Here is a 12,465-nt window from a genome sequence, read left to right as displayed (position 1 = left end):
GATGACGTTACATTTTAGTGTACTAGCATCTGGCAGTACGGGGAATGCTTTTTATATCGGAACAGAAAAAGAGAAAATATTAGTGGATGCAGGCTTAAGTGGAAAAGAAATGACTCGCTTATTCTCAGAGATCAATGTCGATCCCAACAGTCTTTCCAAAATATTAGTGACACATGAACATAGTGATCATATTAAAGGGTTAGGAATCTTTGCCAGAAAGTACGATTTACCGATTTACGCCAATGAAAAGACATGGAAAGCGATGGACAGTGCCATTGGCAAAATTGAGCTCGATCAAAAATTCGTATTCAAAATGGATGAGACCAAAACCTTTGGCGACATTGATGTAGAATCTTTCGCCGTGTCCCACGATGCGGCAGAACCAATGTTTTACACCTTTCACCATAATGGCAAAAAAGTAGCACTTGTAACGGATCTTGGCTATGTTTCAGAACGAATCAAGAAAACCGTGCAAGGAGCGGATGCGCTGATTTTTGAGGCAAATCATGATGTGGAAATGCTACGAATGGGTCGTTATCCTTGGAGTGTGAAAAGGCGGATTTTAGGAGACAGTGGTCATGTTTCTAATGAGGACTGTGCTGTTGCTTTAAAAGATATTATTGATAATGAAACTAAACGTATTTATTTAGCACATTTAAGCAAAGATAATAATATGAAGGATTTAGCAAGAATGTCAGTAGAGAATGGTTTAAATGAATATGGTTTTACGGTGGGCGATCACGTAACACTTCATGATACTGATCCGAAATCACCGACACCTATTTATGAAGTAGTTTAAATCAAGAAAGAAGGTGAAGTAATGGGCTATTATGATGACCATTACATGTCGAAGAAACCACCAAAGAAAAGAAATTGGCTGACACCTTTTGTTATTGGCTTGGTTTTAGGTGCTTTTCTGTTTGCTGTCTTACTACCATCGTTAGTCCAAAATAATCTTTTACCATATCAAATTATGGTCAATGATGATACAGCAACCAATCAACATCAAACAGACAATCGTGCAGGAGATAATATCGAGCCTTCAGACATTCGCAATGTGCAGGTGGACATCTCCACCAGAATTTCAGAAATAGTAGGGGAAGTATCACCAGCTGTTGTAGGTGTCATTAATGTGCAAGATCAGACAGATTTTTGGCAACAGGAAGATTCCGGTGAAGCAGGAACAGGCTCTGGTGTGATTTATAAAATTGAAAATGACTCCGCATTTATTGTTACCAATCATCATGTGATTCAAGGGTCCAGTCAAGTAGAAATCGTCTTACCAGATGAGACACAAGTAGAAGCTACCCTTGTTGGAAGTGATTTGTATACCGATTTAGCTGTGATTGAAATGGATGCTAACTATGCAGAAAAAGTCATTGAAATCGGCCGATCAGAAGATGTCCATGTCGGAGAACCAGCGATTGCCATTGGTAATCCATTAGGGCTACATTTGTCTGGTTCTGTCACGCAAGGAATCATTAGTGGAAAACAACGAGCGATTCCACAAGATTTCAATATGGATGGAAGGGCAGATTGGCAAGCGGAAGTTATCCAAACAGATGCTGCCATTAACCCTGGTAATAGTGGTGGAGCTTTGCTAAATATGGAAGGGCAGTTAATTGGAATTAACTCGATGAAAATTGCAGAATCTGCAGTTGAAGGGATCGGCTTTGCGATTCCAGTAGATGATGTGATTCCCGTCATCGAAGAGTTAGAACAAAACGGAGAAATCATGAGAGCTTACTTAGGCGTGGAAGCATACTCGTTAAATGATATCGCAAGAGTTGAATGGGAACGCAGCTTGAATCTGCCTGATCATATCGAAGGTGGTATCTATATTCGTAGTGTGGAACCAATGTCTCCAGCTGATCATGGTGACTTAGAGTCATACGATGTGATTACTGAACTTGATGGAGAGCCGATTCAGGATATTGTAGATTTACGCAAACATCTCTATTCGGAGAAATCAGTCGGGGATCAATTAACGATTACCTACTATCGCGATGGAGAAGAACTGGAAACAACGGTAGAACTGACGTCATTATCGTATTAAACAGATGTGGATAAGAACTTTCAACAGTTTTTATCCACATTTTTTGTAGGTTATTCACATACTGTGGATATAATTCTGGATAAATGTCCATATATGGTGTAGAACATAAATTCTTATACGATATATATAAGAAAATTGTGAGTATGTTAATAATTTTGTGGATAAACTGTTTGTATGGCTATTCAGATGTGAATAACTGATAAAATTCGTGCATTGTGAACAAAATTGTGGATAAATAACAGGATATAGATTGATTTTACATGGATAAGATAGTATCTTTTAGGAAGTACGAACTTATAGAAATGATAGGGGAGAGTCTATTTATGTATCAAGAACCAATTTTCCTTCAACCGATTTTTCAGGAACGAATATGGGGCGGTCAGAAGTTACATACAGAGTTTCATTACACGATTCCATACGAACAAACAGGTGAGGCATGGGCAATATCTGCTCATGAGAATGGACCAAGTAAAATTATCAATGGCCCATTAAAAGATCAAACACTGGTGGATGCATGGAATCAGCATGGCGAATTATTTAACAAGCCTGTGGATAACCAGGAAGCTTATCCACTGTTAATTAAAATTTTGGATGCGAACGACAATCTTTCTGTTCAAGTTCACCCTGATGATCAATATGCAAGAGAAGTAGCGAATGAAGCATATGGTAAAACAGAATGTTGGTACGTATTAAGTGCTGAAGAAGATGCTGAATTAATCATCGGCCATCATGCCCAAACAAGAGAAGAATTAGAAAAGCTGATCGATGAGGGTAAGTGGGATGATTTATTACGCCGTGTTAAAGTAAAAGCAGGCGATTTCGTCTATGTACCAAGTGGAACGATCCATGCAATCGGTAAAGGAATCGTTATTTTAGAAACGCAGCAAAGCTCTGATATTACTTATCGCGTTTATGACTATGATCGGACAGATGCAGCCGGTAATACAAGAGAATTACATTTAAAAGAAGCGAAAGAAGTAACAAGTGTTCCACATGAAACACCGCAGTTAACCCAAGAAGTTGTGGATAAACAAGGATTAACGGAGAAAAAGCTAGTAGAAGAAAAGTATTTCACGGTTTATCATTGGGATTTACATGGCGAAGCAGAGCTGGAAAGAACGGCAGACTTTTTGCAAGTCAGTATTGTAGAGGGAGAAGCAACTATTACGACAGCTAGCCAAACATACGATGTTAAAAAAGGTGACCACTTTATTATTCCGGCTACGATTCAGCAGTATAAATTAGCTGGTAATGCAACGTTTATTGTTTCGCATACGTCTTGATCATTATTCTATAGAGCAAAATAAATCGACAAGTCCTCATTTGAGAAAACTCTGATGAGGGCTGTTATGTTTATACGCTAATTTGCTACTCGTTCTACTTGATCCTGTAGTCGATTGATATTTACACTAATATGTCTGCCATATAATAATAACTCTAGAATAGTTTTGGCATGATGGTTTGCTAATTGGCTGTTAATATCATGGAAAACTAAGTCCAGTTCTCTAATAAGTGCAATTGCTGAATTATTATATAAGTAAACATCAAAAAAACGTTCATTATTAAACAAAGCATTTTCTAAATAGGGACGAAACCTGTTTATAATAGTAGGGATATTGCTATTCAATCTTCTAACGCCATCCCTTACTCCATTAATCCTTGATGCAAGGGTATCGATAGGCTCTAGAGTATGCTTGACAGTATTTCTCACTTTATCATCGAAGTCGGTAAACGTACTCTTCATATATAGTATCATTTACTATTATTTGATCTTCATCCGAATATTTCATATATGCATGATAACCAGCCAACTCGACTAAATCTTTATCTGAAACAAATTTTTCACTCATTTTTTTCATCCTATTCTTTTACAATATCATTGGGATCAGCTCTTTTTAAACTATTATCTTTAGTTCCGACTCCTGCCGTTTTGATAATATAGTTATCGTGTAATCTTATTGAATAGAGTCCTTTTGGTATTTTGTCATCTTGCTCTATTCGGTTAATTAAATGGTCAAAAGCCTCTTGACTTGGTTCCGCATCTTTTTCAGCCATAAAAAGGTTAATAGCTACTCGAATTTCATCAGGTTTAATACTGTCCCAATCCATAAGGTTACTCCATTCTTCACTCGTGCGATCTGGTTCTACAAAATATTTATCCAAAAGAATTTCGAAGTTATCCGTCTTTCTTATGGATACAAAATAATATTCATTACTAAATCTATCTGCACCAATAGGTACAGCTTCTTTATTTAGTCCTGTTAAGTTATATTCTTGATTCACGTCTTCAATTAAGTCTGTTAAATGTTGAAACTCTTTTTCCATCACCATTCCATATATTCCAGCCATAATGGCATTTTCTATTTGTCCTTCTTGTGACCACACTTGATCAACTAGAATTTCTCCTTCTTGTTTATTAATTGGAATAATGGCAGAGGTATAAAAGTGTGGTTCTCCTACTGATTCCACAAATACGGTAGCACCATCCACATTGCCAACTATGTTATGTACGATGACTTCTGTGTTATATTTTTCATCAAAAAAACTTTTTGTTGCTTTTTCAATGATTTCGCGGTTTTCATTTGCTATTTTATCTGTTTCTTTTCCGTTTCTTAACGTGTATTCTTCACCTGTGTATTCTTGTACAGGCATTAACACTTCTGGATTTTTTCCGTTTACTCCATTATCTATATCTTCCGTTTCGTTTTCTGATGCATCATTAAATTTTTCTAGCACTTCACCACACCCTCCTAAAATAATGACACTGAAAATCATGATGACTACTAAACTACTTTTTCTCACTTTTAACATTTTCCGCCTCCTTATCGAAGCTTACGCATATTCATTATAAGAATAATAATATGTAAAACCAACTATTTATAATGAAATTTTTGGAAACGATTCGTTTTATCTATGCTAACAGATGGATTATATGGTAATTTATAACTATATATAGCATTTCGGGGGAGACTTTTTGATAACTACAACATCCGTTAATGCTTCGCCTAAAAATTTCCAACTGTGAATCAATTCCATATTGTTTATCCATATCTTCATAGTACTTTTTAGCAGCTGTTAATTGTGGTACATCCGTGCTGCTAAGTAAATAAGCATCAGTGAGCAAATCTTCGAGTTGGTCTTTGTCGGTATCGACGTAGACGATGGTGTATTCCTGAATTGATAGGTTTTGTACAGTTATGGCGTCGAGGCCTGTAGAATGTCCGTAGTTAATATTAATTACTTTGTATACTGTCCCATTGACTTCTAATTGATCTTCTTCTCTAGACTCAATATATGCATGATAACCTGCTAATTGTACTAAATCACTGTCTTGAGTATATTTATCATCCATTTTAATCACCTTATTCTTTAACAATATAATTTGGATGTCCCTTTTCTAAAGTATTATCTTTACTTCCAGATGCAACTTTCATATCAATATAATTATCATGAAGGCTTATTCCATATCGCCCCTTAGGTATATTATCAGCTTCTTCAATCTTGTCAATTAAATGATCAAAAGCTTCTTGATTAGGTTCAACATCTTTCTCTGCCATATAAAGATTAATCGCGATACTGATTCCATCTGGCTCTATTTTATTAAGTTGGATCGTTTCTTCCCATTCCTTACCTGAACGATTGGAATTTTTTAAGTACTCCCGATAAGCTCCCTCGAAATCTTTATCATCCCAAATCGTTACAAAATAATACTCATTACTAAATCTATTTGCTCCAACAGGTATAGCTTCTTTATTTATTCCTGTTAAGTCATATTCTTGATTCACTTCTTCAATTAAGTCTGTTAAATGTTGAAACTCTTTTTCCATCACCATTCCATATATTCCAGCCATAATGGCATTTTCTATTTGTCCTTCTTGTGACCAGACATGATCGACTAGAATTTCTTCATTTTGTTTATTAATTGGAATAATCGCATAGGTGTAGAAATGCGGTTCTCCAACTGATTCCACAAATACAGTGGCACCATCCACGTTTCCAGCTATGTTATGTACGATGACTTCTGTGTTATATTCTTCATCAAAAAAACGCTTCACAGCTTTTTCGATGACTTCTCGATTGGCATTTGCTATTTTTATCTGTTTCTTTTCCATTTCTTAACGTGTACTCTTCACCTGTGTATTCTTGTACAGGCATTAATACCTCGGGGTCTTTTCCGTTTACCCCATTATCAATATGTGACGATTCATAATTGTAAATTTCTTTTAGCAATTCGCCACACCCGCCTAAAATAACAACGCTGACCATCATGATGACTATTAATCTACTTTTACCCACAATTTTGCCTCCTTATCGGTAGTTTGTTTTCCTACCTTAAATCAACCTACTCCTTGACAATATCATTGGGATAAGATCTTTCGATAGAGTTTTCATATTCACCGATCCCTGTGTTCTTATTCACTAGATTGTCATTTAATATAATACTATAAGCTCCTCTAGGCAGATTATCAGTTTCTTCGAGTTTATTTGCTATAGTGTCTAATAACTCTTGCTCCGGTTTTTGATTATCTTTCGTAAACAATTTAATGGATATTAGAAATGACTCTGGTTTAAAATTAGTGTTTTTAAATAATTCATACCAAGACTGTTGATCTATATTAGGTTGTTCGATGTATGTATTTAATATTTCTTTAAAAGGTTGTTCATCTGCTATTTGAATAAAGTAATAATTAGTTGCAAATCCTGCCCCACCGACATTTTTAATTGCTTCCGTCGTTTTTCCTGTTAAATTAAAGTCATTAGCTATTGAATCTATGAAAGTATTTAACTCATCGAATTGTTGTTGGTGTGCATAAGCATATAACCCAGTGGTAATAGCATCTTCTACCTGATTTTGTTGAGACCAAACGTCTTCTTCTAGAACTTCTTCGTTTTCAACATCAATCGGAATGATTGCGTAGGTATAAAAATGTGGTTCTCCTACTGATTCTACAAACACTGTTGCACCATCCACATTTCCAACTATGTTATGTACAGTAATTTCTGTTTTATATTCTTCTTTAAAGAATCTTTGTACTGCTTTTTCCACTACTGCTCTATTCTCTTTAGCAATACGTTCTGTCTCTTCGCCATTGTCTAACTTATATCCTTCTCCTGTATATTCTTGGACTGGTATATAAATATCTTCATTTGACTTGTCGGCAGTCTCTTTAGAATGTTCTATTTCCTTATTACAGCCACTTAGAATAAGAAAATAAAGGATGATGGCTAAAACTCTTATTATCCTTTTCAATAGGCATTTCCTCCTCACCGAAACTTGCGTAAGTACATTATAAAGAGTAAGGTGAATAAAACCAAACATTTACAATAAAATGTAAATATTTCAACTTAAAAATGCACTTTCATATGACATCGTAGAGTATGTTTATTGAAGATTCATCATATTCCTATTCTCAGTATTGGATATTTGTGTTAATAATTAAATAATAGATTGCAAAGGGGCTAGTTAGATCCAAAAGGGATTTAACGAATTATAAGCTTGTTGGGATGGGGGTGTTGGACAAGAGAAAGATCCCCAGGAAGGATATCAACCACTTTTCGGAAACATTTTTTTAGAAGGTGATAAAGAAATGAGGAGGGGTTTTAATGAAACGAGTAGATGTAGTCTATGCACTTATTTATGATGACATACAAGAAAAAGTTTTAATGGTTCACAACACTAAATATGATAATTGGTCTTTACCAGGTGGATCTGGTGAACCAGGAGAAACGCTAGCCCAAGCAGCTATACGTGAAGCAAAAGAAGAAACGGGTTTAACTATCGAGGTTGATCACATTATTTCCGTCAATGAAGCATTTATGAAATCTGATGACCATCACGCCCTTTTCATAACGTTCAAAGCAAGGATAATAGATGGTGAGCTGTCCATTCAGGATACAGAGACCATCTCAGACGTCAGGTGGGTGGATGTGAAAACCGCTGATGAAAAAATGCCATATCATAAAAATGGTGTTAAATATTTGCTAAATCAATCCGTTCCTTATGTGTTTCAAGGATAGGACCGAACAGTAACAACGTAAAATAAGGAGTGATCGTAATGTTGTTTGAATCATCAAGGGTAAGATTAAGGAAGATGACGGAGGAAGATACAGAACTTTATCACAGATGGAGAAATGATATAGAAGTAATGCAATCCACAAATCCCTCTTTGGATGTATATTCGTAGAGGCAACGAAAGAATTTGTAGATACTGTTATTTTAAATTCTCCTCATTCTAAAAGCTACATCATAATGGATAAAGACAATGAAATACCAATTGGCATTGTATCATTGATTAACATGGATTATAAGAATCGAAACGCTGAATGTATTATAGACATTGGTGAAAAAGAATATTGGGGTCAAGGTTATGGTTCAAAGGGATTAAAGTTACTGCTTGATTTCGTCTTTTACGAAATCAATCTTCATCGTGTTTCGCTCAAAGTATTTTCATTTAATGATAGAGCTATACGATTATACAATCGGATTGGTTTTCAAGAAGAGGGAAAAAGTAGACAAAGTCTATTTAGAAATGGTGATTGGCATGACATTATTCATATGGGACTTCTGCAAAAGGAATACTTTGAGACACAAATAAAAAGTACATAAAGTATGGCGTGCATACTTAACTAGAAAAACTCGAGTGCTAGCACTCGAGTTTGCTCTTAATTTAAAATATCATTAATTGCATCCAGTTCTTCTTGTGTAAAAGTAGTATTATTTAATGCTTTGATATTTTCTTCAATTTGACTAACTCGGCTTGCACCGATTAATGCAGTTACAACTGATTTTTCTTGTAATACCCAGACGAGTGCCATTTGTGCTAAGGTTTGCCCGCGGTCTCGTGCGATTGTATTTAATGCTTTGATCTTCTGTAGTTTGTCAGAAGATACATCGCGTTCATTTAAGAATGGAATAAATTCTTTTGCTGCTCGGGAATCTTTTGGAATCCCACTTAAGTATTTATCTGTCAGTAGCCCTTGAGCTAATGGTACATATGCAATACAACCAATTCCGTGTTCATCTAGCACATCTGTTAAGCCATTTTCTATCGTACGATCTAGCATAGAATAAGCTGCTTGATGAATGATAAAAGGTGTACCTTGTGCCTCTAAGATGTCAATTGCTTGCTTTGTTTGTTCTGCGTTATAGTTGGAGATGCCGACATATAGTGCTTTTCCTTGTCGGACGATTTGATCGAGAGCGGCCATTGTTTCTTCAAGAGGTGTCTCTGGATCTGGACGGTGGTGATAGAATATATCTACATAGTCGAGGTTCATGCGCTGTAAGCTTTGATCAAGGCTCGAGATTAAATACTTTCGCGATCCCCAGTCGCCATATGGTCCATCCCACATTCTAAAGCCCGCTTTTGTTGAGATGATCATTTCATCCCGATACTGAGTAAAATCCTCTTTGAGAATTCGTCCAAAGTTTTTCTCTGCTGCCCCTGGAGGTGGACCATAATTATTGGCAAGGTCAAAATGAGTAATCCCTAAATCAAAAGCTTTCATTAACATTCGGCGTTGATTTTCTAATGTATCCTCGCCTCCAAAATTGTTCCATAGGCCAAAGGAGATGGCCGGGAGCTTGATACCTGATTTGCCACAACGGTTATACGGTATTTCATGGTAACGTTTCGGATTGGCAATAAACGTCGTCATACACATTCCTCCCAAATATTTTAATAGCCTACTTCTACAGCTGCATTGACGATATACATCTGATCGTTCTTGTCTTCTTTTTCTTCGAGAACGATACCAGATGTTGTTGCCATGCCACCATCAATTACTTCAACTGTGACAGTTCCATATGGTATTTCTTGTTTGACTAGCTCTACATCTACTTTTTCTTTGTCGATGGGAACGGCTAGTCTAACATTAACTTTCATGTTGTGCAGGTTGTTTTCTGGTAGGTATTCGGCAATCCCTGGCATGGAATTGTAGTGAATGGCATTTTCCACAGCACGAAGGCAGGCTTTGGTCACATTTTGTCCATGTACATCTATTCCAGTTCCTGTTTCAATAAATATGATTTTTTCCACGAAATCGCCTCCAATTAATAGTGATAGAGACAAAAGATGTAATCATCCCCATATTTAATGGTAAGGTAAAATGGTGCGTAAATCAATTATGAACAACTCGTATCCAGTTCAAGGATTTGGTAAAATAGTAATAATGATAGTATTCGGAAGGATGTCTCACATGAAGATTTCGATTGTAGCGGTAGGAAAGTTAAAAGAGAAATATTTAAAACAGGGTATACAAGAGTATATGAAAAGATTGGGCGCTTATGCCAATATGGAAATAATTGAAGTGCCAGATGAGAAAGCACCAGAAAATATGAGTGAGGCGGAACAAGAGGAAGTGAAACGAAAAGAGGGTGAACGAATCCTGTCGAAAATTTCCCCAGACGCATACGTTATTTCCCTGGAAATAATGGGACAGATGCCAACATCAGAGAAATTTGCCGAAAAAATAGAGCAATTAATGATTCATGGCAAGAGTAAAATTGTTTTTGTTATCGGTGGTTCGTTGGGATTGAGTAAGGAAGTTAGTGATCGAAGTGATTATTCGCTGTCTTTTTCTAAGATGACGTTTCCTCATCAGTTGATGCGGTTGGTTTTGTTGGAGCAGGTTTATCGGGGGTTTAGGATTATGAAGGGTGAACCGTACCATAAATAGATGAGGTTTTTATTAATTTTGTATATCGGAATTGTTAAAGTATTTTAATAAACGGTCTAGCTCTAGGGGGCAGTATGAAATGAGTAAGGATACATATAGAACTAGTCAATTATCGAATATTCTAGGTATATCTAGAGATGCTCTTAGGTATTATGAGAAAAAAGGAATTGTAAAGCCAATCAAAATAAGACAAATAATTATCGACAGTATGATAACTACGATATATACATTATTGGTTGCGGATTTTTATAAAAAAAGAAACCTATCAATGAAAGAAGTTAAAAACTACAAGAAGGCAGAGCAATAGAAGAACTAGAAATTTTATTAGAAGTAAAATCGAAGATCTGGAAGAAACTATACGGAATAATGAATACATGCTACAAAAAGTTAAAGAAACAAAAGCATTTTGTGAAGAATTAAAAGAAAATCTAAACCAATACTCCATAAGGGAGTTACCAAGGTATGAAGTAATCAGTGAATTTCTCTGACTTCTATTCTTTTTTAGAGTACCTTGCTTAATTGGAAAAGTTGGATACGGGGAAGGATGATAATCTTAGCAAAATCATGAGGAAATTTACTTTTGATGAAAATGGTTTTCTAGATTCTAAAATGTATATTGTAAGAGTCAAAGACGAAAAATGTAGAAGAAAGCGGATGTTTTATATAATATTCTAAAAGCATCTATACAATTATTGAGGATGGCAGAGATAAAATTAATGATAAAGATATTAAATATAAAGCGTTTGAATCCACATTAGAATGGGATAATGAACAAGGACTAAAACCATTAGGTGTTGCCTTTGTTAATACGCGACTTATCACATATCTTGATAAAAAAGAACGGGCCTTCCTAGAAATTTATGCTCCAATTGAAGAAGAGTAAAATAATGATTATCGATATTGACCTTGGGGTAACACCATAGTTTACCATTATAACCAACGGAGCAAATGTTAATAGTTTTGTTGGTTTTTATTATTTAGGAGGGGATAAGGTGTGCATAATACTGAAAAGGAAATTAGGAGTGTATGGAAACTTATATTACTTCATCTAATTCCAGGGATATAGTTAAGTGTTATTTATATCATTCTATTGAAAGGAGAAATCTTAACAACTTATCCTAAGTTAGTAATATTAGGGCTAGCAGGGATTTTTTCTATAATCCCTTTACAACTTGGATATCTATTCTATATAGTAAAAAAAGAAGCTGGAAGTTTTAATATATTTAGAATACTAGGCCTAAAAAGTGGGAAGAAGGGCAAAGAATACATATTTTACAGTCTCATGTTATTTATAATAACAGGGATACTTATGACAATCTTAAAGCCGCTATCAATATGTGCAAGACTTGAGTTTATTTGAAAGAAATTTTATAGTTATTGCAACCATAGTGAGCTTCTTTGTTTTTACGCTTATTTTACCAATAATTGATGAGCTTTGCTTTAGGAGATACTTACTTGCTCGTATGAAATGGATGGGGAAATCTGCGGTATTATTAAATGTAATATTATTTTCACTTTATCAATTTTGGTCACCTTGGCTCATTTTAACAAGAATTATATCAATGTTACCCTCGTATTATTTTGTATATAAAAAAGGATTCATTAAAATTAGCCATATCGGTACACTGCTTGTGTAATTTTACAGATGTGATAGTTTTTATTACCTTGTTGTGCAGAATCTATTCAGAAAATGTATCTAAAAAAGTTAAATAGTTTCAAATCATTTGATA

The 12,465-nt window shown here is 35.3% G+C and carries 14 protein-coding genes and 3 pseudogenes; 8 read left to right on the top strand and 9 right to left on the bottom strand.

All coding sequences use genetic code 11. The annotated features are described in order from the left end of the window. Position 1: 1 nt before the first annotated feature. The 3 genes from GHT08_RS14715 to manA all read left to right on the top strand — a co-directional run bounded on the left by GHT08_RS14715 (position 2) and on the right by manA (position 3,339). The gene (locus tag GHT08_RS14715) at positions 2-799 is read left to right on the top strand and encodes an MBL fold metallo-hydrolase (RefSeq protein ID WP_163582165.1); all 798 of its coding nucleotides are present in this window, start codon (positions 2-4) and stop codon (positions 797-799) included. Positions 800-820: 21 nt separating this feature from the next. Continuing rightward, positions 821-2,056 carry a S1C family serine protease gene (locus tag GHT08_RS14710; protein WP_163582163.1) on the top strand — a complete coding sequence of 412 codons (1,236 nt, stop codon included), beginning with the start codon at positions 821-823 and terminating at the stop codon, positions 2,054-2,056. A gap of 323 nt (positions 2,057-2,379) precedes the next feature. Continuing rightward, the gene (gene manA, locus GHT08_RS14705; protein ID WP_163582162.1) at positions 2,380-3,339 is read left to right on the top strand and encodes a mannose-6-phosphate isomerase, class I; all 960 of its coding nucleotides are present in this window, start codon (positions 2,380-2,382) and stop codon (positions 3,337-3,339) included. A 77-nt stretch (positions 3,340-3,416) separates the two neighbouring features. Here the strand turns inward: manA and GHT08_RS14700 are convergent. The 7 genes and pseudogenes from GHT08_RS14700 to GHT08_RS14680 all read right to left on the bottom strand — a co-directional run. Then, positions 3,417-3,794, bottom strand: a pseudogene (locus GHT08_RS14700) (SA1320 family protein); the annotation flags it as partial. Next, positions 3,772-3,906, bottom strand: a complete 135-nt coding sequence (locus tag GHT08_RS22415; protein ID WP_272953902.1) for a hypothetical protein — start codon at positions 3,904-3,906, stop codon at positions 3,772-3,774. The pseudogene GHT08_RS14700 and the gene GHT08_RS22415, both read right to left, overlap by 23 nt. Positions 3,907-3,916: 10 nt before the next feature. Continuing rightward, entirely contained in the window at positions 3,917-4,867 is a 951-nt protein-coding gene (locus GHT08_RS14695) for a DUF1672 family protein (RefSeq protein ID WP_163582159.1), read from the bottom strand. Between the two features lie 211 nt (positions 4,868-5,078). Further along, positions 5,079-5,408: pseudogene (locus GHT08_RS14690) on the bottom strand (SA1320 family protein); the annotation flags it as partial. A gap of 10 nt (positions 5,409-5,418) precedes the next feature. After that, positions 5,419-6,168 carry a DUF1672 family protein gene (locus GHT08_RS14685; protein ID WP_238343594.1) on the bottom strand — a complete coding sequence of 250 codons (750 nt, stop codon included), beginning with the start codon at positions 6,166-6,168 and terminating at the stop codon, positions 5,419-5,421. Beyond that, the gene (locus GHT08_RS22240) at positions 6,095-6,352 is read right to left on the bottom strand and encodes a hypothetical protein (protein WP_238343593.1); all 258 of its coding nucleotides are present in this window, start codon (positions 6,350-6,352) and stop codon (positions 6,095-6,097) included. Before GHT08_RS22240 ends, GHT08_RS14685 begins: the two co-directional genes overlap by 74 nt. A gap of 46 nt (positions 6,353-6,398) precedes the next feature. Next, positions 6,399-7,307, bottom strand: a complete 909-nt coding sequence (locus GHT08_RS14680; protein ID WP_238343592.1) for a DUF1672 family protein — start codon at positions 7,305-7,307, stop codon at positions 6,399-6,401. A gap of 353 nt (positions 7,308-7,660) precedes the next feature. Between GHT08_RS14680 and GHT08_RS14675 the strand changes: the two genes are divergently transcribed. Both GHT08_RS14675 and GHT08_RS14670 read left to right on the top strand, forming a co-directional pair. After that, the gene (locus tag GHT08_RS14675) at positions 7,661-8,074 is read left to right on the top strand and encodes an NUDIX hydrolase (protein ID WP_163582155.1); all 414 of its coding nucleotides are present in this window, start codon (positions 7,661-7,663) and stop codon (positions 8,072-8,074) included. A 38-nt stretch (positions 8,075-8,112) separates the two neighbouring features. Next, positions 8,113-8,663: pseudogene (locus GHT08_RS14670) on the top strand (GNAT family N-acetyltransferase). Between the two features lie 56 nt (positions 8,664-8,719). Here the strand turns inward: GHT08_RS14670 and mgrA are convergent. Then, positions 8,720-9,715 carry an L-glyceraldehyde 3-phosphate reductase gene (gene mgrA / locus GHT08_RS14665; RefSeq protein WP_163582153.1) on the bottom strand — a complete coding sequence of 332 codons (996 nt, stop codon included), beginning with the start codon at positions 9,713-9,715 and terminating at the stop codon, positions 8,720-8,722. Positions 9,716-9,735: 20 nt separating this feature from the next. Continuing rightward, complete coding sequence (locus tag GHT08_RS14660; protein ID WP_163582242.1) at positions 9,736-10,095, bottom strand: Lin0512 family protein; 360 nt, start codon at positions 10,093-10,095, stop codon at positions 9,736-9,738. Between the two features lie 160 nt (positions 10,096-10,255). Between GHT08_RS14660 and rlmH the strand changes: the two genes are divergently transcribed. The 3 genes from rlmH to GHT08_RS22615 all read left to right on the top strand — a co-directional run bounded on the left by rlmH (position 10,256) and on the right by GHT08_RS22615 (position 12,372). Continuing rightward, on the top strand, positions 10,256-10,735 hold the full coding sequence (rlmH, locus tag GHT08_RS14655) for a 23S rRNA (pseudouridine(1915)-N(3))-methyltransferase RlmH (RefSeq protein WP_163582151.1): 480 nt from the start codon (positions 10,256-10,258) through the stop codon (positions 10,733-10,735). Between the two features lie 79 nt (positions 10,736-10,814). Next, positions 10,815-11,042: a MerR family DNA-binding transcriptional regulator gene (locus tag GHT08_RS14650; RefSeq protein WP_163582150.1), complete on the top strand. Its 228-nt coding sequence runs from the start codon at positions 10,815-10,817 to the stop codon at positions 11,040-11,042. A 1,030-nt stretch (positions 11,043-12,072) separates the two neighbouring features. After that, complete coding sequence (locus GHT08_RS22615; RefSeq protein WP_420370981.1) at positions 12,073-12,372, top strand: CPBP family glutamic-type intramembrane protease; 300 nt, start codon at positions 12,073-12,075, stop codon at positions 12,370-12,372. Positions 12,373-12,465 lie beyond the last annotated feature (93 nt).

This window comes from Gracilibacillus saliphilus, from assembly GCF_010994085.1.
GTDB lineage: Bacteria > Bacillota > Bacilli > Bacillales > Amphibacillaceae > Gracilibacillus > Gracilibacillus lacisalsi.
The sequence above is the reverse complement of the archived record's forward strand: the minus strand, read 5'-3'. Positions and strand labels throughout refer to the sequence as shown.

Coding starts and splice junctions, on each gene's coding strand:
- GHT08_RS14650 (WP_163582150.1), top strand. CDS start 10,815: ATGAGTAAGGATACATATAGAACTAGTCAATTATCGAATATTCTAGGT.
- rlmH (WP_163582151.1), top strand. CDS start 10,256: ATGAAGATTTCGATTGTAGCGGTAGGAAAGTTAAAAGAGAAATATTTA.
- GHT08_RS14685 (WP_238343594.1), bottom strand. CDS start 6,168: ATGGAAAAGAAACAGATAAAAATAGCAAATGCCAATCGAGAAGTCATC.
- manA (WP_163582162.1), top strand. CDS start 2,380: ATGTATCAAGAACCAATTTTCCTTCAACCGATTTTTCAGGAACGAATA.
- GHT08_RS22415 (WP_272953902.1), bottom strand. CDS start 3,906: ATGAGTGAAAAATTTGTTTCAGATAAAGATTTAGTCGAGTTGGCTGGT.
- GHT08_RS14715 (WP_163582165.1), top strand. CDS start 2: ATGACGTTACATTTTAGTGTACTAGCATCTGGCAGTACGGGGAATGCT.
- GHT08_RS14695 (WP_163582159.1), bottom strand. CDS start 4,867: ATGTTAAAAGTGAGAAAAAGTAGTTTAGTAGTCATCATGATTTTCAGT.
- mgrA (WP_163582153.1), bottom strand. CDS start 9,715: ATGACGACGTTTATTGCCAATCCGAAACGTTACCATGAAATACCGTAT.
- GHT08_RS14710 (WP_163582163.1), top strand. CDS start 821: ATGGGCTATTATGATGACCATTACATGTCGAAGAAACCACCAAAGAAA.
- GHT08_RS14675 (WP_163582155.1), top strand. CDS start 7,661: ATGAAACGAGTAGATGTAGTCTATGCACTTATTTATGATGACATACAA.